Raw genomic sequence first — 25,537 nt, 5'->3', positions numbered from 1 at the left:
CATGATATAAAAAAAGCCTGCAAATGCAGGCTTTAAATAAACATAATTTCTATTCAGACTTACTTTTTACCCAAGTGTACCCATGTTTCGAGTACGGTGTCTGGGTTTAAAGATACGGAGTCAATGCCCTGCTCCATCAACCAATCTGCCAGATCATCGTGATCTGATGGTCCTTGACCACAAATACCGACATATTTACCGGCTTTATTGGCAGCTTTAATGGCCATAGACAACATCGCTTTTACTGCTGGATTTCGCTCATCAAACATGTGCGCAATTTCGCCAGAATCTCGGTCAAGACCAAGCGTTAACTGAGTCATATCGTTTGAGCCAATCGAGAAGCCATCAAAATACTTCAAGAAATCATCCGCTAGAATCGCATTCGACGGCAACTCACACATCATAATCACTTTCAGACCATTTTCACCACGACGAAGATCGAATTTAGCCAGCAAATCGATAACCGATGCAGCTTCACTCACTGTACGTACAAATGGGATCATGATTTCTACATTTTTTAAGCCCATCTTTTCACGAACGCGCTTCATTGCTTCACATTCAAGTGCAAAACAATCTTGGAACTGTGGCGAAATATAACGAGAAGCACCACGGAAGCCTAACATTGGGTTTTCCTCCGTCGGCTCATAGTTAATGCCCCCTACTAAGTTGCGGTATTCATTCGACTTAAAATCAGACATACGCACAATAACGCGTTTGGGCCAAAATGCTGCAGCAAGCGTTGAAATACCTTCCGTTAACTTCTCGATGTAGAATTCAACAGGGTTATCGTAACCCACAATGCGCTTATCGATTTCAGCTTTAATCTCGTCAGATTGTTCATCGTAGTTAAGCAAAGCTTTCGGGTGAATACCGATCATCTTGTTAATGATGAACTCTAGTCGAGCTAGCCCTACACCTTCATTTGGAATACAAGCAAAATCAAATGCACGATCTGGGTTGCCCACATTCATCATGACTTTAAGAGGAAGATCTGGTAGATCAGTCACTGATGAACGACGAATTTCAAAATCAAGTTCACCTTCATACACAAAGCCAGTTTCGCCTTGCGCACAAGATACAGTGACATGCTGACCAGTGCTTAAAATTGATGTTGCATTACCACAACCAACAACCGCAGGTATACCTAGTTCACGTGCAATGATAGCCGCGTGACATGTACGCCCGCCTCGATTAGTGACAATAGCGGATGCTTTTTTCATCACAGGTTCCCAATCTGGGTCTGTCATGTCTGCAACCAATACATCACCCGGTTGAACCTGATCCATCTCACTTAAATCAGCAACAACACGAACAGCACCAACACCAATACGCTGACCAATAGCACGGCCTTCAATGATTGCCGAAGCTTGAGCATTTAGATGAAAGCGTTCCATCACTTGTTGGTCATCACGAGAACGTACTGTTTCAGGACGCGCCTGAACAATCAGTAATTCACCAGTAATACCATCTTTGGCCCATTCGATATCCATCGGGCGACCGTAATGTTTTTCGATAATCAGCGCTTGTTTTGCTAAAGATGTAATTTCATCATCAGTTAACGAAAATTGCTGACGTTCTTCTTCAGTTGTATCAATCACATCAACTTGTGTACCTAGCTCTTTACCCTCGGCGTAAACCATTTTGATTTGTTTAGAACCAATGGTACGACGCACAACGGCATGATTACCAGCTTCAAGTGTTGGCTTATGAACGTAGAATTCATCTGGGTTAACAGCCCCCTGCACAACCATTTCACCTAAGCCCCATGATGAGGTAATAAATACCACCTGATCAAAGCCAGACTCGGTATCAAGGGTAAACATTACCCCCGAAGAAGCTTTGTCTGAACGTACCATACGCTGAATACCAGCAGACAATGCAACACCTTCATGATCAAACCCTTGGTGAACACGGTATGAAATAGCACGGTCATTAAACAACGAAGCGAATACATGCTTTGTTGCTTCAATAACGGCATCGATTCCGCGCACATTTAGAAATGTTTCTTGCTGACCGGCAAACGAAGCATCAGGTAAATCTTCAGCAGTTGCAGATGAACGAACAGCAACAGACAACATGTCGTCACCGTTACCAAGTTCAGCATAACATGCTCGAATATCCTGCTCTAAGTCAGCCGGAAATTCAGCGTCCAATACCCAGTTGCGAATGGTTTCACCAGCAACTTTTAACGCATTCACATCATCAACATCAAGTTCTTCTAATAGTTGATAAATACGCTTGTTTAATCCGCCAGCTTCCAGAAATTGATTAAAAGCATGCGAGGTTGTCGCATATCCATTTGGAACTTTCACACCTGCATTTGCAAGATTGGCTACCATCTCACCCAGCGAAGCATTTTTTCCACCCACTTTATCAACGTCATTCATTGATAAAGCATCGTACCAAACTACATTCTGTTGCACGACGAATCTCCTTGCTTTTGGATTTAGCTTAAATGTGGGCAAGATCTCAACGGAAACGATTGCATTGGCAGTTAAAAAAATACTGCGTCACAATGGTCGGGCTGATGTCTATACCCTGTAAAGTTATTGTTATAAGTATTTATACAGTGAACGTTACAGAATTATTTGAAGGATTCAACTTTTTATGCAGCGCAAATCCAATTTTCGTGATGTGTTTTACGTTTCTGACGGTACAGCGATCACTTCTGAAACACTTGGACATGCCGTTTTAGGGCAATTTCCAATAGAAACACACCAAACAACGCACCCTTTCATTGAAACAAATGAACGTGCAGAACAGGTAAAAACACTTGTAAATCAATCCCATGAAAGGACAGGCATCAAGCCATTAGTCTTCTATTCAATCGTTATACCTGACGTGAAGGTTATCATTGAACAAAGTAACGCTCATTTCTACGACGTCTTAAATGTGCTAGTCGAGCCTTTAAAGCACGATTTGCAGCTTGAACCAGAGCCTCAGTTACAACGTTCACATAGTATTAACAAGGATGCCGCTAGCTATCAAGATCGCATTGCAGCTATTGAATACACCCTCGCGCATGATGATGGAATTTCACTGAATAATCTTGACCAAGCCGATGTGATTTTATTGGGAGTATCACGTTGCGGAAAAACCCCAACAAGCCTGTATCTTGCGATGCAATTTGGCATAAGAGCAGTGAACTATCCCTTCATCGCCGAAGATATGACAAGCCTTAAACTGCCTGCTGCCATAGAGCCTTATCGCTTTAAAACCTATGGGCTAACCATTGACATCGAACGCCTAGTCGCAATACGAAATGAACGCTACGCCAACAGCGATTATGCGAGCTTAGAGCAGTGTGAAAAAGAACTGCATAAAGTTGAAGGAATGTTTAGACGGGAAGCGATACCCTACTTAAATACATCATCTCTTTCAGTAGAAGAAATCGCCACCCGACTACTCGACATTAGTGGTTTAAAACGGAAAATGTGCTAATAAAAGATATTTATCTTTAAAAAATAACCTTTATCTTTTGTGATTAAAAATCATCAAGGGTAAAGGTTCTATACCTTGATCCTTCAAGATGCAAAGTCAGCACCTTGAGGTAACATGGGTATACACTCAAAGGCCTCAAGATGCAGAATTCAGAGTGATCTAATCAGAAAAATTCATGTGATATCTATACCCAAGTTACCTCAATATGCTCGTTTCAGCGAGAATTTGTTGGGCACTAGGAAAGGCACTTGTTTATAGACCTAGTCGTTCTACGTTGAAAATAAGTAACACCGCATTGAGCCCAACAAAACTCGCCCTTCGGGAGTGATTCAGCGTATCTACTTCTGTGTCAAATGTGTTTGAAAGGGAATGCCATTCCTACACACATTTTCCTTGAATTAAACACGCTGAGATCACTCTGAATCCTGCATATTGAGGTAGCTTGGGTATACAGTCTTATGCGACAGCTTCATTGTCGAAAATATGATTTAAAAACGATTAATTGACACTAATAAGTCCTATTTTTTAGCTTTGATAATAAAATTCTCATATTTAAGAGAATGAATTCATTTATTTATTAATGACTTAACATTAGTTCACCTTTACTGCATATATTCATCAAAAAAACACTAAGAATTGAAATATGCTTATTTCGTGGTCAGGAATAATAATAAAAGAGGTTGCTAACATGTTTAGGTATGCACTTAGTATTTGTCTTTCTTTTTCTCTTATTGGTTGCGGAGGCTCAAGCGGTGACGATGCAATAGAGGCTGTTATTGAAGAAGTACAAGCGGTAGCAGAGATAGATCCAAACATTGCTGACCTTAATCGTACGCGTAGTGCTAACGTGCAATTTGTAAATACGTCATTAGACTCAATGGATTATTTTGTAAATAGTAGTACCAGTACATCACTACTTTTTGACCCAAATAATAGAGCTCTTACTAACAATAATAATGAAATTACGAGTAAAAGCTTCGAATGGACAAAAACAGATTCTATAAGAGCCAGCCTCGGTATACAAGATACCAACAGTCAAACACAACAAGCTGAATTAAAGTCTACTACCATAGAAGACACCGATAAATGGTGGGCAATTGCATGGCGAGATGGTGGCAAACTCCAAGATAATTTGATGCTAACGGCTTTAAAACGACAGCCATCAGCCGTGAATTCTACGTATAGAGTACGTGTTTTTAGCCAATCAGATACTCAGGTAATAAATACTAATCTCAATGACTTACAAACCATTGTTGCCACAAAAGGAACCATAACAAAACATCTCACAATTCAATCTTGTAATAGTGACTTATTTTTTGGAGCTCAATCTGTAGATTTATGTAATTTGGATATCAGTAAATCTTATTTACTGATAACTGATGGGGAAGACCTGCTGCTTGCAGCAGAAGAAAAACAATAAAAAGTAAAACGATAACTTGGGGTAAAATAAACTAAAAAAGCGCTATATTAGCAACACTTTATAACGCAGGGATAGCCTACAACTACATACGTAATAAATTAATGTGGTTTTCTATATGTGTTTTGCAATGTTATTGCACACATTTTGGGGAATAGAAAATCAATAATTACTGATATGAAAAATAGAAACAACAGTAATAATATTAATTCTATTACGACAAATAAAGTAGGCAGCGGTGGTAATGTCGCCCCAGTATTATTCTTTGAATATGCTGGGGCTTTCTTTACCCATAAGTAAAGAGTTAGTATTTATTGATTAACGCTTAGTTTGATTACGCCCGCGATTTTTATGTATTTTAGATTTTGCTTTTATACGGCGTTTTTCAGACGTAGAGCTAGAACGACGGTTATCTTGCGCTTTAATGGTTGGATCTGGTTCGTACCCTTCCAGCCACTCTTGAGGTAGGCGTGTATCTAATAATTCTTCAATTGCACGCAGAGCCCATTCTTCATCAATACTCATTAATGAAATAGCACTGCCCGTTAAACCTGCACGACCAGTACGACCAATACGGTGAACATAATCTTCAGCTTGAAAGGGTAAATCGAAGTTAACAACATAGCCTAGCTGTTCAATATCTAAACCTCGTGCTGCAACGTCAGTAGCAACCATCGCGCGTACTTTACCTTCTTTAAAGTCACTTAATGCACGTTGACGTGCACCTTGGCTTTTATCACCATTAATTGAAACCGCTTTAATACCATCAAGAATCAGCTCTTTTGCTAATTCATCTGAACCTTGCTTTGTTTTAGTAAAGATTAAAACCTGATTCCAATTTCGAGAACCAATAAGGTAAGACAGTAATTCACGCTTACGGTGTTTATCAACTGGATACACCATTTGCGTGACACTTTCGGCAGCAATATTTTCTGGTGTAACTTCAATTAGCTTGGGATCAGCTAAAATATCGTAAGCTAATTTTTTGACTTGATTAGAAAATGTTGCAGAAAAAAGTAACGTTTGACGTTTTCTAGGCATGCGCTGCATGATGCGTTTAATATCAACGACAAAACCCATATCTAGCATACGATCAGCTTCATCTAATACTAAGCACTCAATCTTAGATAAATCGACAGTACCCGTAAAAGCATGATCCAATAATCGACCTGGCGTGGCAATCAAAATATCAACACCCGACTTCAATGCTTTTACCTGAACTCCCATACTGGTGCCGCCATAGGCAACGGCCACCTTAATCGATGTATTTTTACTGTATGCCAAAATACTATCGTGCACTTGTTGGGCAAGTTCACGGGTTGGCGTTAAGACTAAAGCACGGATTGCCTCAGGCTTTTTTATATAACCTTCGTCGTGTTCTGATTGCTGACTCGCCAGTAATCGTTGAATCATCGGTAGGCCGAATGCTGCTGTTTTACCGGTTCCTGTTTGTGCACCAGCCATAATATCATCACCAGCCAATACTTGAGGAATGGCTTGTTCTTGAATGGGTGTTGGTGTTTTAAAGCCTAGTTCTGTAACAGTATCAACTAGCTGAGTATTCAGGCCTAAAGCTTGAAATGACATGGTGTATTCCTACAAACAAACGGTAAAGAGCGCGGATTCTAACAGACCTACTCTGTTATACAAACCCCAGATATAACAAATCACTTTATAAAACAGATGGGTTTATACTTGAGGTAGATTGGGTATATACACATACGCTTCAAATACAATAAAGCACCGACATGCGGTGCTTAATAATATTGCTACGTGATTACGTTAATGGATGTTTATTTTTTGATATTCAAGAATGCAGCACCACGTACGCCACCAGCATCACCGTGTTTTGCTTTCACAATTTTAGGCACTTGTGCCACTGATAATAAATGCTTAGCTATTCGTTTTGGCAATTCTTGGTACAGCAATTCGAAGTTAGATAAGCCACCGCCAAGTACAACAACATGTGGATCTAAACCTGTGAAGATATTTGCTAAACAGATCGCCAACATTTCCATGAAGCGATCAACATGTTCTACTGCTTTTTCTTCGCCAGTAGCATGTAATTTAATGATCTCGATTGCCTTCAGATTTTCGCCATAATAATGCGCATATAATTGCTCAAAACCACGACCTGATAGGTAATTGTCGATACACCCCTTGTTATCACAGCCACATGTGAATAACGGTGCTTTTTCGCCAAGACTGAACCAAGCGTCAATTGGCATACGCGTATGACCAAGCTCCCCTGCTACGTGGTTCATGCCAGAGAATACTTGCCCATCAAACACTAAACCGCCACCAAACCCCGTTCCTAAGATTAAACCTAGTACTGATTTTTCACCTTGAAGTGACTCATCCCATGCTTCAGATAAGGCAAAACAGTTTGCATCATTATCAATAGTAACGGTACGACCTAATTTGGCTTCTAGATCTTTACGTAAGAAACGCCCTTTTGCCGCAGGAATATTCGACGTTAATACAGAACCATCGCGGGCATCTTCCATACCCGGCAAACCAATACCAACTAAGCCTTCACAACCTAAATCATTATCTGCTTTTTGAATAATACCAACGATGGTGTCAACCAGCTTATCGTAATCATCCCCAGGTGTTGCTACACGCTCTGTGGCTACTCGCTCAAGTTTTTCATTAAACGCACCAAATTCAATTTTAGTACCGCCTACATCAAAGCCGTAGTACATCCTGATCTCCCTAAAATAAATCAAAAGTGATTATCAAATTATTTAGTGCTACTAAATGTGCAACTATTTCGTTCAATAACATACCCATATTATTGAACGAAATAGCTATAGATTTATAACGCTGTTACCAGAATGCGTTGCAGATAAAATTATCCATACTTCTACGCCTACAGACTGTGACGGAACACTAATTTAGTATGCCACTTTTATGGAGATGATCGCGATTGCTGAAAGAAACAGCAGAAAATTGCATATTTATACCCAAGTTACCTTGAAGTCGACACGTTGAGTTCACTCTATGCCCTGAAATTTAAAGGCTCTTAGGTATGTTGACAAGGAATGTTAATGATATAAAAAAGACGATGAAGAATGCCCTTTCTTCATCGCTACTATAGATTTAAATTGCCGCTACATGACTTTCTAGTCGCTTAATTGCAGACTCATCGGGCAACAAACGGTTCATTTTACCCGTCATGTAACTTTCACGGAAAACGTCAAACCACAAATCAAGCATGTCAGCGTTATTACCTTCACCAAATAAATCAATAATGCGAGCTGCTACCTCAGCCGTACCCAATTGATTTTCTTTTGATGCTTCACGCATTCTATAACGTGACGGTTTATCAGGGTTAATTGATAAAATAGGAAAACGATCCAGATAAGGACTACGACGGAACATTTTTTTCGCTTCAGACCAACTACCATCGAGCATGATAAATAGCGGACGTTTTCCATCCTCAAGCTCAATGTGTTCAGCAACACGCTCAGGTTCTGCATATTCAGCAGGAAAAACGACATAAGGCTGCCACTGTGGGTCATCTAACAAGGTGAGCATGTCTTGATTAGGCTCTGTACGAGACCAAATATATGCAAACGTATCTTCAAATAAATCAGCAATTAAGCGCCCAGTATTACTTGGCTTTAATATTTCATCATCAAACATGACCAATAAAAACGCAGCGTTTGATTGAATTATAGGTTTAAGACTACAAATACACAGGTGCTTACGCAGCATACACTGGCGGCAACGTTCGACTTTAGAACCTCGCGCTTTAAAAGGACGGGTGGAACGAGCAAGTCGTTCTTCATATAGCGTATGTACAGCATGAATGCGCATGGCGGCTTTTACCTGATTCGAGAAAACGCGTGCATTCTACATAATTTGGGCAGTCGGTGTTAATAAAACCCGCTCAATACGCTATTTTACTGATCAAGCTGCATGTTATTAGCCGTTATACAATAATCGTTCGCTATTATTGCGCTTTTACTAATTGATAACGCATAAGCATCGCTTGTTGCTGGTGTGCTATATTAGCAACCCTATTCGCTTCATCAACCAATGTATCTAACTGTTGATTGTTTATTTGAGCACGGCTCGCAACCTGTTCAATACTACGACCGACTTCGATCGACGCATCTTCTTGTTGCTGAGTAGCTGCTGAAATTCTGATGACTTTATCGTTAATTGATCCAATCATTTCTTGGATTTGATGAATAGATGTTTGTACATCGCCGCTGAGTTCAATCGAAGATGTCATTTCTTGTCGACTAACCACCATTGCATCATTTGCATCTTCAGCCGCTTTATGTAAATCAGTGATCGTTTGGCGAATAGATTCAGTTTGCAAATTCGTTTCACTGGCAAGTTTTCGTACTTCATCAGCAACAACGGCAAACCCACGACCTTGCTCGCCAGCGCGGGCTGCTTCAATGGCTGCATTCAAAGCTAATAAATTCGTATTATTTGCAATCGAACTAATAAGTTCGACCACTTCGGTAATCTTATTTACATAATTATCCAGCTCAACCATACGTTGTTCATTAATAACAAACTGCTCTTCTAGTGCCATTAATCCTCTAGTGCTACGGTCTATCACCTTTACACCATTCAAAGCCAATTGGTAAGCTTGCTCTGATTCCGATTCTGACTCTACGGTACTTTGAGCTATGTCTTTAATTGACGCCTCTAACTCTGTAATTGCTGAAGCGACTGTAGCCAATTCAGAACTTTGTTGGTGCAGGGCTTCTCTTGATTGCGATGAAGCCGATTGGCTCCGATCAGCAGCTCGATTTAAACTTTGGCTGTTTTCAGTCAACTTGATTAACGCATTACAGTTATTACTATTCGATTCGTTCAACATTCTCGCCAACTGCGAAAATTCTTGAGGTGCATCAGTATTGGCTTCTACTGTTAAATTTCCTTCGCTCATCGCTTTAACAGTGCAATCAATTTGCTGAATTGAGCCACGAACAATGCGGCTAATCCAAATACCAGAAATAAGTGCTACTAACAATCCTATGCCACTTAATGTCATAAAGATCATTCGAGCGTTATCACTCGCCACTAACACACCTTTTTGCCCTTCTTCAACAAGTGCATCAGCACCTTTTGTTACATTACCAAGTAACGTCATTGTCGAATTAATCTGTTGTTGAATCTTATTTGTTTTAACCGCTTGCTCTTGCATTAATTGAAGGACGTTGAGATGTTTTTGTACGATGCCATCTTGGTTATATAAATCTTTCACCATCTGAAATGGAACCGTTAAGCTAGAAAAATCATCAATACTTTTATCTACCAATTTTAGCTCATACCATGCGTATTCCATGCCTGACATATTCGAGCTTTTTAAGCTTCGGGCCATTTTTTTCGCTTTATCTACATTTGATTCAAGCAACAAAGCAATGAGATTACTGGCCATTTCTAAAGAATGATTAATAAAGTTAGTCGCATTGTTCATCGCATCAGGGTTATGACCATATAGGCCGATACTCAGCCGACTCATCTCAGAACGTACAGAGGAAACTGCATAGTTCATCATTGCTTTGTCTGCTTCGACCTGAGCTTTTGTGATCATAATCTGCTGTTGAGCAAGGTAGGTTTCATCAGCTAAAAGTTCGATAGCATCAACTTCAGTTTTAAGTTGTTGAATGTCATTTTGTAGCCAAGAAATTTGAGATGTTTTAGCTATATACTCTAAGGTATTAATAGATTGATGAATGTTTTCTTGCTGGGTTTGAAATGAAAGGTAAGCAGTATCTAACGTTTCAATAGTTTGACTATTAATAATATCAGAGATACTTTTTGATGCTTCTAAAGAGCGTTGAACAATTGCTGAGTTATTAATAGATACGGGCAACGCTTGTTGACTAAGCACATCAAACTCATGAGAAATATTATTTAAGCCTCTATTGCCATAAAAGGTTAATAGACAACCAATTCCCACTAATAACAATAAAACAATCTGAATACTTTTTACTACTGAGAAACGTTCTTTTTGTTGTCGAACCCGCATCATCTTTACTTCCTTGATAAACTAATCGCCAGCATTAGAAAAACCACTATTTATCGAAACGACTAAAATGTGATTTTGAGCCCAATGCTGTTAAACCATCAATTTACACAGAAAATATGACAAAAATATTTCATATTATAATTTTATTAAGGTTATTAAAATCAATGATATCAAGGTCATAAAAATCAAGGTTATTAAAATCAATCAGGGGTTGGAGGTGGTCAGAAATTCACTTATAAAAAAAGCGACAATAGTCGCTTAGTATTCAGCCTAGATACTCAGTTAACTGTAGACGTAGGAAAACTACTTTCTCTGACTGATTGCACTATCAAATAAGTTTTTAACTAAACCAATATAATCTTCAAGAAACGAGATCTGCTCAACCGTAGGGGATCTAAGCCAAGCCCCCGCTAATACTTCACTTAGGTCAGCAACGACAGCATCAGCTTCTTGCATTAATTTAAAGCGAAAGTCTGCTTCTAAATCAGGATTTTGCGAAAAAACAACCATTAGATTTGTCGCAATCATGTCTGTTACAACATCTTCAACAGTTTCTTTACAGACATCTTCACTTGCCTTTTCAAACAATGCAAGGTGTTCAGTAAAATATTCAATCAGTGCGTGATAACCTTCAGATTCAACAACCATATAACTACTTTAATGCTATTTATAATTAGCTTAATTGTAAGGGTAATCAGTAGAAAAACAATGCTCTACCTCAAGACTCTGTTAAGCGGTATCTTTTTCTTGCTCAACTAAGGCTTCAAATACTGTGCTTTGATTACGTCCAGATTGCTTAGAAATATATAATGCCTTATCTGCATGCTCTAACCATTGTTCATAATTACGCAGTTCTGGGTACCACTCACACACACCTAAACTGATTGTCACATTGATTGAACGTACATCAACATTCACCCTAGCCTGCTCTATTCGCTGACGTAGACGCTCTGTAAAATACTGCCCCATATCAGATGACGTATACGGCAGAATGACACCAAACTCTTCACCACCATACCGACCAGCAATATCACTCTGACGCTTGGTACGGCGTAATACGTTAGATACAATACGGATAACGCCATCACCAGCAACATGCCCAAAGGTATCATTTACTTTCTTAAAGTGGTCAATATCAAACATAACTAAAGTCGATGGTGTCTGTGTTTGTCGGCAACGCTCAAACTCTTCAGCGAGGCAAGTCTCCCAATGACCACGGTTATACAGTTGTGTTAGCCTATCCGTCATACTTAAGTGAGTAAGTTGCTTATTTGATTCTCGTAAATGTGTTTTGTTTTTCGCAATATCAGATACATCAGTCACAGACAAACAAACATGCGAAAAGTCACCATGAAGTGATTTCAATGGCGTGAGTATGAGGTTTTGATACATGAGCTCCGATCCACCTGAGATCGGGCTAAAGTTTGAAAAATTAAAGATAGAAGGTCGATCTTCCCATGACGTGAACGAACGCATACCTAACTTAAATGTCGATTCAATCTTATTCTTCAGCCACTCTTCTGGTAAATCATCTAACACATCAAAAAGATTTCGCCCCATGATATCGTCAGAACTTATACCACTATAAGCCTGCATGAACGTATTCCATGCCATTACGTTGTAGTGTTTATCAATAATAACGACACCCACATCGATATTATCCATCACCTGCATAGTCAGGTGGAAGTCTGCTAACGTGATTTCATTCAATGTAAAGTGCCCATTATTTTTTTGATGACCTGAGTTGATCCACTATCCATCAAAAACAGCACATCACATTCCAAATCTAACGATTCAGCTTGGTAAGTATATTCGATGGTAAATAATTCTAATGTACTATTTTCGCCATCCCCCCAGCTCATATATTCTTCTAATACAATAGGCTGGCGAACAGAGAAAGGTATATTCATTTGCTCAGACAATGCCACAAGGAAAGATGACACCATCAGATTCGCAGTATCAATCACGATTTCATTTTTGTGTTCATCCATCTGGCTAAACCCCAGCTTTTCACCAAAAACACCAATATCATCGCCGCGTAAACACACTAACGCTTCACCGTTAATACCACCACCAACGAATCGTTGCGCAATAGCAATGGTATCGTCTGTATTTTTAATATCGGTAATAGCCATCGCCAACTCACCAGCATCCATATGAGCAACGTTGGGCAAAGGCATTTTGATGAATTCACCAAAGTGATCTGAAATAATGGCAGCCCCACGCCCAAGAGCAATATTCGCGACTTCTTTGAACGTGTTTACGTAATCAGACTCACTATTCACTAATGTTTCATTTTGCAGAGGCGAGTGACTTTCTACGCTAAGGTCTAAACTGGTTAACAATGTTTTAAAGTCTTTAGAGTCAAAGGGTTTACTTAAAAAATGGTGCGCCCCTAAAGAGAAGCAGCGCTCAATTGCTTGTTGTTGAACATCTGCCGATACAACCACTACTTTTGTGTCAAAGTCACGCACTGGTAATGATTTTAATACACCAAAACCGTCCATCACGGGCATCGTTAAGTCTAAGAATAAAACATCAATATCGTACTGGCTCAAGCACTCTAAACCCGCTCTACCATTTTCTGCAAAATGAAGCGTCAAAAAATCACTGTCAGGTAGCAAGCGAGTGAGTGCTTTATGTACAATCGGTGAATCATCACAAATTAAAATACGCTTAGACTTAGCCACTTATATAATGTGTCCCAATTTAACTTTTTCACAATACATATATAATAAGCATTTGACTGGGCATTCATAATGCCACTGTATGAAAATTATTGAATAAGTGATACGGATCCTCTTTTGAACCTTTATAAGTTGTTACTGATATTGTTATCATGAGTAAAGGTCACATTTTTTAGCCTTATTTGTTCATTTTTTGTACAGGAATGCATCTAGATATCATTTCATCCTTTTTCAATAAAAACGCACTAATCATGAAAATTCTCACATATTCACACAGGGAATAATCTTAATGAATAGTTTTAACTCAAATAAAAAATCACGCCTAAAAAGGCTTTTGTTTCCTGTATTTTAAATCATGTTAAAACGTTGTAATATTGACACTGCTCATCATTATTAAATAGGAACAGCTGTAATGAAAATAGTCCGTTGGGTCTTAGGACGTATCATCCTTTTACTGAATTTCATCTTCTCTCCACGCGCACAAAAACGTGATAATTCTGAACAAAATCGCGTTAATCAAGATGTTGAAAAATTAAAACTCTATCAATTTGATGCATGCCCATTTTGTGTAAAGGTTCGCCGCTCTGCCAAACGTTTAAATTTACCGTTAGAGACACGAAACGCAAAAGTTGCACCTTGGGAGCAAGAACTGATCAACGATGGAGGTGCACGAAAAGTACCTTGCTTACGCATTGAACAAGAAAATGGCAGCATCGAATGGCTATATGAATCAAATGATATTATTGGCTATTTAGAGCAACGCTTTGCTTAGTGGTAATTTTGAGCATTATTAATAACATCTAATGAGATTAAGTGAACTAAATCAATTCGTTCACTTAATCTTTGTGCACTCTTGAAATAATAGTGAGACACTGTTTATACCCAAGTCACTTCAAGATGCAGGATTCATAGTGATCTCAGCGAGCAGCTTGAGGTAACTTGGGTATAATTACTTGCACTAAACGCGGTATCAACACTGGCTTTTTGCCAATACGGGACAAAGAATGAAAAAAAATAAAATTATAACGACTGACGATATTCTACTTAAGCTTTGCCAATCTATTTCAAGTGTTTTATCTACCGCAACAGATAGCCAAATCAACTACTCTGCTATGGTACAAAAGATTAATAAAACAAGTTTAAAACCTGATATCGGGTGTTTTGTACTATTTGATGGTGGTTTCACCGGTCTCGTTGTAAGTAACTTTACCCAACAAGCTGCACTTGAAATTTATCAAGCGTATATGTTGAAAATGGGGATTCCTCGTGAAGATCTTGCGATTCATCATACTTCTGACGAAGTAGCTGATGTACTGGGCGAACTGATGAATCAAACCGTTGGTGACTTTACAAGTAAGATTCGTCGTGAATTGCAAATATCAATTACGCAGAATCAACCTAAAATGTTAGCTTTAAATAAACAAATTATTCTTTCTGTCGATACTAACCTTGACCGCCCACAAGCACGTCGCGTTAGCTTTACAACAGAAAAAAATAACATCTTTTATTTAGAACTCGCAATGGATAAAACTGAATTCATTCAACTTGAAGAGTTTGAACAACATCAAGATATCGACCCTGACGTTATCATCGAAAATACAAAAAAACAAAACGAAAGTAATTTAACGCTTGTAAATCAAACGACTGAACAAGATTTACTCGATGAGCTTGGTATTTAACATCCACTAATACTAAAGTATCAATTACGAAAGGCACTATGAGTTAGGGTTTATATCTACTCATAAATAGAAAACCATGGTGCTTTTCTTTTCACATTAATCCTATGAATTGTAACTGCTAATATTTTTCTCTTTGCTAGACTAAAAAGCATCTTCAGTTACATGTTATAGGTCGGCGCCATGGCTATTCAGACTAAAGCTTACGCATTGTACAAACAATACATCCCCTTCATTATTTTATTATCCACTTTCGTCGCTTTACCAGCCCTAGCCGAAAAAACTAACTATGCTGAGCTTAAACGTGGTGACGTCATTAACGTCAATTTAGACCAATTGCTACCAACCCAAGCAGTCATAAGCTTGGATGAGGAATATTATAATCTTGGTCGCTATGCTGAAGACTTAAAGAAAATGTACAATGACCTCTGCCGTGTTAACGGTGCTAAGGGTATCAAAAAGTGGGATAAAGATTCGAACCCTACCGATATAAGTACATACAGTTGTCAGGCAAAACAAGGGGAAAATATTGATGCCCTCCCCGCAGTAATTATTGGCCCCAAGGATGGCGAACTCTTTCTTATCGATCACCATAATATTCTCTCTACCTTCTGGGATATGCCTAACGGCGGTACTAGTGTGCCAATAACATTAAAAGTTGAATACAACCTATTGGGTTCTGGTGATGATTTTTGGCCGGAGTTACTGAATGATCACGAAGTTTGGCTATACAACAATAAAGGGGAAAAGATCAAACCAAGTGCCTTACCTCAATATATTGGTTCTAAACAATTAAAGCACGACAAGTACTTTTCTCTCGCCTATTTTCTAGATGGTATCGCCTATGACATGCCCGATGAGAACAAAGTGCCTTACGTGAAATTAAATTGGTCTCGCGTATTACGAGAGAAAATGGACATCGGTGATTACAATCTTAACAATCTTGATGAATACGCTACGGCACTAACGGAAGCTGCAACGATTATCACAGATCTAGAAAGTGACACTGTAATAGGGAAATCAGAAAAAATAGCTAAAGAAATGGGTCAGAAAAGTAGTATTGATACTAAAGCGTTAGAAAATTTACTAACGAATGAGAAATCAACTTGGCATTATGCGATGGCTTATCGCCTTGCCAAGAAAGAGAAGGCGACACCAAAAAATATTGAAGATGAAAATAATAATAAAGAAGATGATGCCAGCAATAAAAAAGGGTCGAAGAAAAAAGAATCAAAGAAAAAAGACAAGCCCAATTCAATCAATGAAACAGATAAAGTAAAAGTTGAATAAAGCACAGAATGGAAGAATAGACACTACTGTCACTATAAAAATAAATATTTTAGAACTGAGCCTTACCTTAAGAACAAGGCTCTTTTTTATCACTTAAAGCAGCTAAGTGAATAATCGCTTGCTCTAAAGCTTGTTGCAAAGAGTGCCCTTTAATTGTCGAATAAAAAAATGATTCTCGTAACTGAGCATTATGTAAGTAAACCATTTCAAGGTGCTCTGGAAGGTTATCAATATCGAAAATCTCAGATAAACCGTCAGTGCCTTTCTGATCGAGTGCCATTACATTAACCATTATATCCCCGCTTAAATCTTGTGTCATGATGAAAAACCGTTACGTTCGCTACCATAAGAGTAATTCAAACGTAGCAGATTACACCGCCCATTAACGCAACATAAGATTTACAATTAGATCGAGGCGTTAACAGCTATGATGTGAGAATGACAGTGGCTACACAAGACATTGGGAATATATATTACAGATTCATACACTGCTTATCAGTGTATGAATAATAAAGCGCAGGTAAAACTTTCTTTTTTAAAGTTCTTAACCAAAAAGGTATCAAGCTTATTGGCAAAATTTTGTCGATCTGCCTGACTTAATAGCGGTGGCCCACCAGTTTGAACACCAGAACTACGCATTGTTTCCATGTGATTAGTTCATCAATTAGAAGAATGTTTGGCTTTTGCATAATTAGCTTACCAAGCAGCATGCGACCTTGCTCGCCAGGAACAACTTGTTCGTCGTCACCTTCTTTTTTCCACTTAACCATACCTTCCAATGGTTCCATTGCACCAGCAAGCGTGTTCAGTAATATTGATACCGAATGTAACTCTCCGACCCAATTCACGTTTTCGTAATTAATCCATTGACTTAGAGCATACTCTAAGCCGAACCATAATTGTGATTTAGCAATTAATTCGACGTTAACTTTTAAGGTAAATTCACTATGGATAAAAGACTACTAGGCAACTCAGATATGAACATCTCTCGTTTGGGTTTAGGTAGCTGGGCTATTGGTGGTGATATTGGTGACTGGGGATGGGGGAAACAGTCTGAAAAGGATTCAATTAAGACCATTCACGCCGCACTAGAGTCGGGCATAAACTGGATAGATACGGCTCCTGCTTACGGTTTAGGTAACGCAGAAAATGTTATCGGTAAAGCATTGAAACAAACACACTACAAGCCATTTATTTTTACAAAATGTGGTTTTACTTGGGCTGCAGGTGAATCTGAACTTAACCTTAGATTAGATAAAGCCTCAATAACCGCCGAGATAGACGCTAGCCTTAGCAGATTGAATGTAGATATTATTGACCTATATCAGATCCATAGGCCCCTTTCTAATGACGAGAATGAGGAAGCTTGGCGCACACTAGCAGAATTAAAACAGCAAGGTAAAGTGCGACATATTGGCGTCTCTAATTTTTCAGATACACAGCTTGAACACGTACATGCAATCGCCGAGATTACATCTAACCAACCTCCTTACTCGTTAATTAATCGTGGGATAGAAAAGAAAGTTCAACCATGGTGTCAACAGCATAATGTTGGCATTATTAATCACTCAACCATGGGTTGGGGTTTGTTAAGTGGTGCTATGAATAAAGCACGATTTGCACAATTAGATAGAAGAGACTGGCGTCATAAATGCAATGCCTATAAAGATCCCGCTTTTAGTCAACATTTAGAACTCGTAGATTTTCTAAAAGCAATGGCCGAAGAAAAAGGCTGCTCTGTGGCTCACCTCAGTATCGCATGGACACTGGGGAACCCCGCTACCACAGGATCTATTGTTGGAGCGCGAAATATAACTCAACTTGAGGGCCTATTCGGGGCTACCGATGTAAATTTATCAACAAAAGAGTACACCGCTATCAATAGCTTTATTGATGTACAACAAGCTGTGCCTGTATAGTCAAGAACCCACTATTCTGACACAGGGGGACGCTCAAACATTATTAGTCCTAACGTACTATGCGTTGGGGCTTCATTAACTCAAATCCTATGCCCTATTATGACTGATGCTCTGTAATAATCTCTTGATAATGATTGATCTTCCATTCAATGTCAGACAAGAATGATTGAGTTTCTATCACTTTTTTTTCCAAACGTAGCTTATGCTGTCGTAATATTTTGACTAGAAGCTCTGCTTGATGTTCTGTATCACCAACTTTAGCAGCATACTGTTGGATATCTTTAAGGGGCATTCCTGTACTTTTTAAACACTGCACAAAATGAAGCCAACGAATATCGTGTTCTCGATAAAATCGATGCCCAGCAGTATCTCTAGAAATAGGATATATTAAGCCACTTTTCTCATAGAACCGCAGCGTGTGGCAGCTTAATCCACTCACTGTCGCGGCTTGCTGAATTCTCATCGTATTATTTCCTAAAATCGGGCAGATTTGTCGTAGGATCTATTTATAATAGAAATATATCCAATCTACCCACATTTACCAATAGATGTATCTTCCAGTAAAAAATATTTATTTTCAATAGCTTGAATCTATACTGTAGACGTTAATGCGAGGTACAACACGGTATTCCAGGTACAACGAATAAGACACAATTTACATTATCGGAAATAAATTTATCGGGGCATTAACAGCCATGATGTGAGAATGACAGTGGCTACACAGGACATTGGGAATATATATTGCAAATTCATACACTGCTTATCAGTGTATGAATGATAAAACGTCAGTAAAATTTTATTTTTTAAAATTCTTGACCAAAAAAGTATCGAGCTTATTCGCAAAATTTTGTCTATCTGCTTGGTTCAATGGCGGTGGTCCACCTGTTTGAACACCAGAGCTACGCATTGTTTCCATGAAGTCTCGCATCTGCAAGCGCTGCTTGATGGTATCTTTAGTATATAGCTCACCACGCGGATTTAGAGCATGAACCCCATTGGTGATCAATTCATCAGCTAATGGAATATCAGCAGTAATCACCAAGTCACCAGATTCAGCCTGTTGAACAATATGATCGTCGGCAACATCGAAGCCAGCTAGCACTTGTGTTGAGCGAATATGTGGTGACGGTGGTACCCGTATATGGTGATTGGCAACTAATGTCACCATTATGCCTACCCTATTGGCAACACGAAATAAAATTTCTTTAATGACGTTCGGACACGCATCTGCATCAACCCAGATCTGCATATTATTCCTATCTTTTTAACTGACTCAATACTGAGTATGATAACGCTGAATACAGAAAAGCCACCATTAAAAATGGCGGCTTTTATAATTGTTTACTTTATTTGTAACTCAAGCAAGCGGTTAAATTAACCTGTAAGACCTTGCTTAGCTAGGTACTCTTCGTAAGTACCGTGGAAATCTTCAAGGCCGCTTTCTGTAATTTCAATGATGCGTGTTGCAACTGAAGATACAAACTGACGGTCGTGAGATACAAACATTAATGTACCTTTGAAGTTTTCAAGTGCAAGGTTCAATGCTTCAATAGATTCCATATCCATGTGGTTGGTTGGTTCATCCATTAGAAGAATGTTTGGCTTTTGCATAATTAGCTTACCAAACAGCATACGACCTTGCTCACCACCAGAAATTACTTTTACAGATTTCTTGATGTCATTTTGAGAGAAAAGCATACGACCAAGAATGCCACGAACAACTTGTTCGTCGTCACCTTCTTTTTTCCACTGACCCATCCAATCAATAAGGTTCAAATCTTCAGCAAAATCTGAACTATGATCCTGAGCATAGAAGCCGATATTGTGGTTTTCAGACCACTTAACCATACCTTCCATTGGTTCCATTGCACCAGCAAGCGTGTTCAGTAATGTCGATTTACCAACACCATTCTGACCGATAATCGCGATACGCTCGCCAACTTCTACCATTAGCTTAACGCCATTGATTAGAATGTTCTCGCCGTAACCTTGCTTTAGACCTTCAACTTCTAAGGCGTTACGGAAAAGAGGCTTTTCTTGATCAAAACGAATAAATGGCGATTGACGGCTAGATGCCTTCACTTCACTCAATTGAATCTTATCAAGCTGCTTTTGACGTGACGTTGCTTGCTTTGCTTTAGATGCGTTAGCAGAGAAACGGCTTACGAACGTTTGTAGTTCAGCCATCTGTGCTTTCTTCTTCGCGTTATCAGCATGTAGCTGTTCACGAGACTGCTCTGCCGCTGACATGTACTCATCATAATTACCAGGGAATAGGCGAAGTTCACCGTAATCCAAGTCAGCCATGTGGGTACAAATACTGTTCAAGAAGTGGCGATCGTGCGAGATAATGATCATTGTGCAGTTACGCGCCAACAAAATCTCTTCCAACCAGCTAATTGTATGAATGTCCAAGTTGTTCGTTGGTTCGTCAAGAAGCATAATTTCTGGATCAGCGAAAAGAACCTGAGCAAGAAGTACACGTACTTTAAGACCCGGAGCAACTTCGCTCATTAAGCCAAAGTGTTGCGATTCAGGAATACCAAGACCTAACAGTAATTCACCTGCACGCGCTTCAGCAGAGTAACCGTCCATTTCAGCAAATTCTGTTTCTAGATCGCCAACACGCATACCATCTTCATCTGACATTTCAGGTAAAGAATAAATGTGATCGCGCTCTTCTTTTACTTTCCAAAGCTCTTTGTGACCCATAATAACGGTATCTACAACAGAAAATTCTTCAAAAGCAAACTGATCCTGACCCAACTTAGCCATACGCTCGTTTGGGTCTAATGAAACAGTACCGCCTGACTGCTCTAATTCGCCGCCAAGGATTTTCATGAAGGTTGACTTACCACAGCCATTCGCACCGATAAGACCGTAACGGTTACCACCGCCGAATTTAACTGAAATGTTTTCAAACAATGGCTTATCGCCAAATTGCATTGTAATGTTAGCTGTAGAAATCAAAGTACTGTTCCATAAATAGTTTATGTATAAAGCATTAAAAAAGCCGACATCATCTGCCAGCCTTTTCAATTTTAATTGCGGCGTAGTATATCAGGTTTCGTGAGCCACATCACCATTAATAACATTCATAATATGAACAAGTTACCTGTATAGGCATGCAACCGAAACTTAACGCCGATAAACCGCTTAATAGGTAGACGAATAGTCATCTGAATAATCACTATCTGAATAGTCAGTGTCATCTTCATCGCTGTAACCATCGTCGCTATAGTCATCGTTGGAATAGTAATCAGATGATTTAAGGTCAATCACAAACAGGCAATCAAAAGTAATAGGGCTTCCTTCACTACCAGTAAAGTCTGTCATATTTACCATACCCGATAACCGCACAGTACCTTTACTATTTTTAAAGCGTCCAGTACCACGAAGAACTGAATTATTTTTACTTGATGCACCAGTAATATGCGTCATCTTAACGCCGTTAGGTGTCACTATGTCATGTAGTGCTTCTTGAACCGTCGTTTCGCCTCGAGTAACTAACTTACCATGTGGTGTCTTAAAAAAAGTGGTACCAACTAACCTAATTCCACCGCCCTCATCATCACTTTTAGCCTCAATGTTAGATAAGCAATCTATCGCCGTCCCTATTTGTTTTTGATTTTTTGCATTAACCAGTTGAAGTTTAAAACAAAATGCTTCATCTTTATTACCATCCCCATCAATATCGGGGACATTTCTAATGAACATGTCGCCTGTGCCAATTAAATTATAAATAAGGTGTCTAGCTGTTTTTTTGTTCTTTCTGTACTTACCGTTATCGTAATACTCATGACCGTAATAGTCATCATTGTTATAGCTATCTTCATCATCACTATATTCATAGTTATAATAATTATCAGAGCTGTAGCTGTAGCTATCCTCATAATAACTATCATCGTCATAACGTTGTTTATAATCACGATAATCATCGCTGTAATAATCATTTCCACTATATCGTTCATTGCTTTCATAGCTTTTTGCAAAAACATTGAATGAGATACCGAGGCAGATCGCGATAACAATAGCCATTAAATTCTTGATATTCATTGCGATTTACTCCAAGAACATTTTCGTATAGATCAATGAGTCAATTCGTTACCCATTGTCAAGAAAACACAGTTCATCACAGAGTCACAAAGCAATATTAAATATCGCCATGTATCTACAAAGACAAAATATTAAGCATAATCACTTAATAAATGTTGACTCTGCAATGCATTGTCTAATTATTGTAGGGTATGTTAGTGCTATCGGTTAGTTATGTCAGACTTGTCTATCTCAGTCTTATTTATCTGATAAGTGTCCTGTTTTTAATAAATCATTACTATATTTCGTAAATATTACAGCTATATTCTCAATTATGAGACATGGAATTGACGACTGAAATGAAAAAGAATAAATGCAATGACAAGGTTGATTTATAGACAAAATGGAGTGCGTAAAGAATGAATTATTTCTTTAATACATCCTTACACTTTGCGAAAATTAGTAATATATCGAAAATTCAAAGAAGTAAATTTTCCCGTTAACTGTGAGCGTAAATTAGGAAATGTATTTAAATACACTAAAAGTATGATGGTAAAGATACTAATAACACCACCAGAGATAAACACCATCCAAGTCGAAAACATCGTTGATATAACACTATGAAATAGATATGCCATGCTGCAGATACACAAGGTTTTTATCCAATAAGCATGTTTATAAGGTAATGGCTCTAATGACTGACTAACACAGTAAAACAACACTAAACGCATACTATAAACACTACCTAACACAGCAACCGCAGCCCATACCCCATAAAGTGGAATTAGAAAGTAATAACCCACTACCGCTATTACTGCACACAAACATTGTATCCACATTTGCTTCTGACTTGATTCACCGCTGAAACACCCAAGGTTCATCAATTCACTTAGATTTTTTATTGCACTCACTAAAATAAGAGCAACCGACAGCTTAGCTGCCAGATAATAATCACTTGGTAAACACAAGTAAATAAAACTTGGTACGGTAAGAAGCATTGAAAAGGCAAGGAAAACAATCAAATTACAACCAAGAATAGCCTTTTCAGCGCATTGTTGTGTGCCATTATCTTGTTGTAATATTTTAATTCTATTTGGAAACCACCACAAACAAAATGGTTGCATTAATAAACTTAATATTAGTGCAAACTTAGCGCTGATTGCGTATACAGCTAATGCTTCAACGTTTACTTTATCGGCAAGAATCCATTTATCAAGCCCTGTAACGGCAAACATACCGATACCACTAATAACAATGGGACCTCCAAATTTAAGCAATGGCAATGAATAGCCTAAATAACCTAATCGTCCCATTTGCTGCCATTGGAATTTTAGTAAAAAAACAAGCATTAATATGCTTGATGCCGTACTTGCAATTAACACCCCATCGATTCCAAGTCCATGCTCTAACATAATGACGATAAGTAAAGCCTGAACGATAGCTTTAATAACATTAAAAATACAAAACCACTTAGCCAATGACTGCATGCGCATTAAAGTAAGAGGGATAGCAATTAATCCATCTAATAGTGTTGGTATCGCGATTAATACCACTTGGTACACTTCAACTTTTGCTGGAATATACAAAAGTAACCATGGCATGATTAACCAAACAATCACACCACCCATTACTGCTGCAATGAGGCTAAGCGAGAAGCAATTAGCAATCAATAATTGCCGTTTTTTTCCTTCACTAGAGCCAACATATCGATACATTGCATCGATTAAGCCGAAACCAACCAAAATGGTACCAATATCAGCCAGTAATATTAACACTTCAAGTGAACCATACTCCTTCGTAGGTAAGTGCCCTGTGACATAAGGCATCATTAACAATGATACCCCTTTCATCATCACAATTCCGACTCCATAATACAAAGACTGTTTAATTGCGCTCATGAAACACCTTATTACTTAATTAGAGATACAAATAACTGTTATATCTTTATTAATGATGCATTTTATATTTATAATTCAAATATCTTCACTTGTAGAAGGTTTTATTTTTATTGGTTTCCATTCTTTTTTTACCTTGGCTAAAAAATTGACTACTCTGCGATGTTTGGGTTCGAAGAAAAGCGAGCGAAAACCAAAGATCAACGTTTTAACCTTGTTGCCTTTAGCCCTGTAATAATCTGCATATTCTTCACTTAATCGAGCTTCAGCTTTCGAAATTGATTTTGATGTTATTAACGAGTTCCGTTCTTTACAACGTGAAATAATATTTTCAATTGATTCAAGATTGTTTAACTTGTTCTCATCAGCTTGTGTTATTGAACCATCCCTTATTAAGTAACTCACATATATTTCAGGTATTACTGCCACATCAAAACACTCACACACTTTCAACCAAAGTTGCCAATCTTCTGCATATTTTAACTCAGTATCAAACAGCCCTATTTTTTTAAATACTGAATTTTTTATCATAACTGTCGATGTACCAATCAGATTATTTGAAAAAATGATATTTAAAGGATCATCCAAAATTTTAGCTTGCTCATTACAATCTTGAAATTGATTCCAATAGCTAAAACAATCGACTAACTTCTGATTACTCTCAGTCAAGTGATCATAATTAGTAAAACTCATACCCAATTCAGGATTTAACTGATGCATGGAAAGCTGAGCTTGCAGCTTTCCATCATGCCAACTGTCATCTGAATCAAGAAAAGCAATGTATTCTCCACTGGATTTATTAATACCTAAATTTCTAGCGCTAGATACACCAACGCCTTTCGTTGTTATCACTGTTATTCTGGTATCACGACTAACTAGTCGTTCAAGATACTCAGCTGTACCATCATCACTATTATCGTTTACGACTATTAACTCTATATTTTCATGGTCTTGTTTTAAAACACTTTCAATTGCTTTTGGTAAATAGTTCAAACAATTATAAGTTGGTATAACAACAGTAATTCGGCACATTACTGACTCCTTTTTATTATATTTCTAATAAAGCAGGATTCATGCCGTTATTACATTCAATAACATAGGCGTAAAGACATGCAATATTTTATGTTTTTTGCATAATGCAATCATCTTACTCAAGTTTTGCTTTTTATTCATAGG

21 protein-coding genes and 2 pseudogenes are annotated in these 25,537 nt (G+C 38.3%); 6 read left to right on the top strand and 17 right to left on the bottom strand.

The features are described 5' to 3' along the window. Window positions 1-59 precede the first annotated feature (59 nt). Window positions 60-2,423: a phosphoenolpyruvate synthase gene (gene ppsA, locus C9J12_RS06030; protein ID WP_107241895.1), complete on the bottom strand. Its 2,364-nt coding sequence runs from the start codon at window positions 2,421-2,423 to the stop codon at window positions 60-62. A gap of 184 nt (window positions 2,424-2,607) precedes the next feature. Between ppsA and ppsR the strand changes: the two genes are divergently transcribed. Beyond that, window positions 2,608-3,441: a posphoenolpyruvate synthetase regulatory kinase/phosphorylase PpsR gene (ppsR, locus tag C9J12_RS06025; RefSeq protein ID WP_107241894.1), complete on the top strand. Its 834-nt coding sequence runs from the start codon at window positions 2,608-2,610 to the stop codon at window positions 3,439-3,441. 643 nt (window positions 3,442-4,084) lie between these two features. Further along, window positions 4,085-4,861 carry a hypothetical protein gene (locus C9J12_RS06020; RefSeq protein ID WP_107241893.1) on the top strand — a complete coding sequence of 259 codons (777 nt, stop codon included), beginning with the start codon at window positions 4,085-4,087 and terminating at the stop codon, window positions 4,859-4,861. A 315-nt stretch (window positions 4,862-5,176) separates the two neighbouring features. On the opposite strand, the gene C9J12_RS06015 is transcribed toward C9J12_RS06020, so the two are convergent. From C9J12_RS06015 to C9J12_RS05985, 7 genes are all read right to left on the bottom strand, one after another. Continuing rightward, window positions 5,177-6,445, bottom strand: coding sequence for a DEAD/DEAH box helicase (locus C9J12_RS06015; RefSeq protein WP_107241892.1), 1,269 nt, complete (start codon window positions 6,443-6,445; stop codon window positions 5,177-5,179). 206 nt (window positions 6,446-6,651) lie between these two features. After that, window positions 6,652-7,563 (bottom strand): N-acetylglucosamine kinase, encoded by a 912-nt coding sequence (gene nagK / locus C9J12_RS06010; protein ID WP_107241891.1) that lies wholly within the window; start codon window positions 7,561-7,563, stop codon window positions 6,652-6,654. A gap of 397 nt (window positions 7,564-7,960) precedes the next feature. Next, on the bottom strand, window positions 7,961-8,680 hold the full coding sequence (locus C9J12_RS06005) for a tRNA-uridine aminocarboxypropyltransferase (protein ID WP_107241890.1): 720 nt from the start codon (window positions 8,678-8,680) through the stop codon (window positions 7,961-7,963). A gap of 136 nt (window positions 8,681-8,816) precedes the next feature. Then, window positions 8,817-10,862 carry a methyl-accepting chemotaxis protein gene (locus C9J12_RS06000; protein ID WP_107241889.1) on the bottom strand — a complete coding sequence of 682 codons (2,046 nt, stop codon included), beginning with the start codon at window positions 10,860-10,862 and terminating at the stop codon, window positions 8,817-8,819. Window positions 10,863-11,162: 300 nt separating this feature from the next. Continuing rightward, window positions 11,163-11,507, bottom strand: coding sequence for a DUF3802 family protein (locus C9J12_RS05995; RefSeq protein ID WP_107241888.1), 345 nt, complete (start codon window positions 11,505-11,507; stop codon window positions 11,163-11,165). Window positions 11,508-11,588: 81 nt separating this feature from the next. Then, window positions 11,589-12,569 carry a sensor domain-containing diguanylate cyclase gene (locus C9J12_RS05990; protein ID WP_107241887.1) on the bottom strand — a complete coding sequence of 327 codons (981 nt, stop codon included), beginning with the start codon at window positions 12,567-12,569 and terminating at the stop codon, window positions 11,589-11,591. Continuing rightward, window positions 12,566-13,549 carry a response regulator gene (locus C9J12_RS05985; protein ID WP_107241886.1) on the bottom strand — a complete coding sequence of 328 codons (984 nt, stop codon included), beginning with the start codon at window positions 13,547-13,549 and terminating at the stop codon, window positions 12,566-12,568. The genes C9J12_RS05990 and C9J12_RS05985 overlap by 4 nt, the downstream gene beginning before the upstream one ends. Window positions 13,550-13,958: 409 nt before the next feature. On the opposite strand from C9J12_RS05985, the gene C9J12_RS05980 reads away from it, so the two are divergent. The 3 genes from C9J12_RS05980 (at window position 13,959) to C9J12_RS05970 (ending at window position 16,512) form a co-directional block, all read left to right on the top strand. Beyond that, window positions 13,959-14,318: a glutathione S-transferase N-terminal domain-containing protein gene (locus C9J12_RS05980; protein WP_107241885.1), complete on the top strand. Its 360-nt coding sequence runs from the start codon at window positions 13,959-13,961 to the stop codon at window positions 14,316-14,318. Between the two features lie 232 nt (window positions 14,319-14,550). Then, window positions 14,551-15,225 carry a DUF3334 family protein gene (locus C9J12_RS05975; protein ID WP_107241884.1) on the top strand — a complete coding sequence of 225 codons (675 nt, stop codon included), beginning with the start codon at window positions 14,551-14,553 and terminating at the stop codon, window positions 15,223-15,225. A 180-nt stretch (window positions 15,226-15,405) separates the two neighbouring features. Further along, window positions 15,406-16,512 (top strand): ParB/Srx family N-terminal domain-containing protein, encoded by a 1,107-nt coding sequence (locus tag C9J12_RS05970; RefSeq protein ID WP_107241883.1) that lies wholly within the window; start codon window positions 15,406-15,408, stop codon window positions 16,510-16,512. A 67-nt stretch (window positions 16,513-16,579) separates the two neighbouring features. Here the strand turns inward: C9J12_RS05970 and C9J12_RS05965 are convergent, their stop codons facing one another. The 3 genes and pseudogenes from C9J12_RS05965 to C9J12_RS31595 form a co-directional block, all read right to left on the bottom strand. After that, window positions 16,580-16,831, bottom strand: coding sequence for a hypothetical protein (locus C9J12_RS05965; protein WP_107241882.1), 252 nt, complete (start codon window positions 16,829-16,831; stop codon window positions 16,580-16,582). 176 nt (window positions 16,832-17,007) lie between these two features. After that, window positions 17,008-17,160, bottom strand: a pseudogene (locus tag C9J12_RS30945) (DUF188 domain-containing protein); the annotation flags it as partial. 8 nt (window positions 17,161-17,168) lie between these two features. After that, a pseudogene (locus C9J12_RS31595) lies at window positions 17,169-17,330 on the bottom strand (ABC-F family ATPase); the annotation flags it as partial. Window positions 17,331-17,459: 129 nt separating this feature from the next. On the opposite strand from C9J12_RS31595, the gene C9J12_RS05955 reads away from it, so the two are divergent. After that, the gene (locus tag C9J12_RS05955; protein WP_107241881.1) at window positions 17,460-18,431 is read left to right on the top strand and encodes an aldo/keto reductase; all 972 of its coding nucleotides are present in this window, start codon (window positions 17,460-17,462) and stop codon (window positions 18,429-18,431) included. A 97-nt stretch (window positions 18,432-18,528) separates the two neighbouring features. Here C9J12_RS05955 and C9J12_RS05950 read toward each other — a convergent pair whose 3' ends face one another. The 6 genes from C9J12_RS05950 to C9J12_RS05925 form a co-directional block, all read right to left on the bottom strand. After that, the gene (locus C9J12_RS05950; protein WP_107241880.1) at window positions 18,529-18,894 is read right to left on the bottom strand and encodes a MerR family transcriptional regulator; all 366 of its coding nucleotides are present in this window, start codon (window positions 18,892-18,894) and stop codon (window positions 18,529-18,531) included. Window positions 18,895-19,227: 333 nt separating this feature from the next. After that, window positions 19,228-19,680 carry a YaiI/YqxD family protein gene (locus tag C9J12_RS05945; RefSeq protein ID WP_107241879.1) on the bottom strand — a complete coding sequence of 151 codons (453 nt, stop codon included), beginning with the start codon at window positions 19,678-19,680 and terminating at the stop codon, window positions 19,228-19,230. A gap of 125 nt (window positions 19,681-19,805) precedes the next feature. Next, the gene (locus tag C9J12_RS05940; RefSeq protein WP_011218453.1) at window positions 19,806-21,401 is read right to left on the bottom strand and encodes an ABC-F family ATPase; all 1,596 of its coding nucleotides are present in this window, start codon (window positions 21,399-21,401) and stop codon (window positions 19,806-19,808) included. A gap of 186 nt (window positions 21,402-21,587) precedes the next feature. Continuing rightward, window positions 21,588-22,487 (bottom strand): hypothetical protein, encoded by a 900-nt coding sequence (locus C9J12_RS05935; RefSeq protein WP_227876287.1) that lies wholly within the window; start codon window positions 22,485-22,487, stop codon window positions 21,588-21,590. Between the two features lie 422 nt (window positions 22,488-22,909). Further along, the gene (locus tag C9J12_RS05930; RefSeq protein WP_107241878.1) at window positions 22,910-24,364 is read right to left on the bottom strand and encodes a lipopolysaccharide biosynthesis protein; all 1,455 of its coding nucleotides are present in this window, start codon (window positions 24,362-24,364) and stop codon (window positions 22,910-22,912) included. A 75-nt stretch (window positions 24,365-24,439) separates the two neighbouring features. Then, window positions 24,440-25,393 (bottom strand): glycosyltransferase family 2 protein, encoded by a 954-nt coding sequence (locus tag C9J12_RS05925; protein WP_107241877.1) that lies wholly within the window; start codon window positions 25,391-25,393, stop codon window positions 24,440-24,442. Window positions 25,394-25,537 lie beyond the last annotated feature (144 nt).

Source organism: Photobacterium frigidiphilum (assembly GCF_003025615.1).
Lineage (GTDB): Bacteria > Pseudomonadota > Gammaproteobacteria > Enterobacterales > Vibrionaceae > Photobacterium > Photobacterium frigidiphilum.
This window is presented reverse-complemented; position numbering and strand designations above follow the sequence as displayed.

Excerpts from the sequence above, each read along its gene's own strand:
- C9J12_RS05975 (WP_107241884.1), top strand. The coding sequence starts at position 14,551 with ATGAAAAAAAATAAAATTATAACGACTGACGATATTCTACTTAAGCTT.
- C9J12_RS05930 (WP_107241878.1), bottom strand. The coding sequence starts at position 24,364 with ATGAGCGCAATTAAACAGTCTTTGTATTATGGAGTCGGAATTGTGATG.
- C9J12_RS05925 (WP_107241877.1), bottom strand. The coding sequence starts at position 25,393 with ATGTGCCGAATTACTGTTGTTATACCAACTTATAATTGTTTGAACTAT.
- C9J12_RS05980 (WP_107241885.1), top strand. The coding sequence starts at position 13,959 with ATGAAAATAGTCCGTTGGGTCTTAGGACGTATCATCCTTTTACTGAAT.
- C9J12_RS05970 (WP_107241883.1), top strand. The coding sequence starts at position 15,406 with ATGGCTATTCAGACTAAAGCTTACGCATTGTACAAACAATACATCCCC.
- ppsR (WP_107241894.1), top strand. The coding sequence starts at position 2,608 with ATGCAGCGCAAATCCAATTTTCGTGATGTGTTTTACGTTTCTGACGGT.
- C9J12_RS05995 (WP_107241888.1), bottom strand. The coding sequence starts at position 11,507 with ATGGTTGTTGAATCTGAAGGTTATCACGCACTGATTGAATATTTTACT.
- C9J12_RS05950 (WP_107241880.1), bottom strand. The coding sequence starts at position 18,894 with ATGAGAATTCAGCAAGCCGCGACAGTGAGTGGATTAAGCTGCCACACG.
- C9J12_RS05955 (WP_107241881.1), top strand. The coding sequence starts at position 17,460 with ATGGATAAAAGACTACTAGGCAACTCAGATATGAACATCTCTCGTTTG.
- C9J12_RS05935 (WP_227876287.1), bottom strand. The coding sequence starts at position 22,487 with ATGAATATCAAGAATTTAATGGCTATTGTTATCGCGATCTGCCTCGGT.
- C9J12_RS05965 (WP_107241882.1), bottom strand. The coding sequence starts at position 16,831 with ATGACACAAGATTTAAGCGGGGATATAATGGTTAATGTAATGGCACTC.
- nagK (WP_107241891.1), bottom strand. The coding sequence starts at position 7,563 with ATGTACTACGGCTTTGATGTAGGCGGTACTAAAATTGAATTTGGTGCG.
- C9J12_RS06015 (WP_107241892.1), bottom strand. The coding sequence starts at position 6,445 with ATGTCATTTCAAGCTTTAGGCCTGAATACTCAGCTAGTTGATACTGTT.
- C9J12_RS05945 (WP_107241879.1), bottom strand. The coding sequence starts at position 19,680 with ATGCAGATCTGGGTTGATGCAGATGCGTGTCCGAACGTCATTAAAGAA.
- C9J12_RS06000 (WP_107241889.1), bottom strand. The coding sequence starts at position 10,862 with ATGATGCGGGTTCGACAACAAAAAGAACGTTTCTCAGTAGTAAAAAGT.
- C9J12_RS06020 (WP_107241893.1), top strand. The coding sequence starts at position 4,085 with ATGCTTATTTCGTGGTCAGGAATAATAATAAAAGAGGTTGCTAACATG.
- C9J12_RS06005 (WP_107241890.1), bottom strand. The coding sequence starts at position 8,680 with ATGCGCATTCATGCTGTACATACGCTATATGAAGAACGACTTGCTCGT.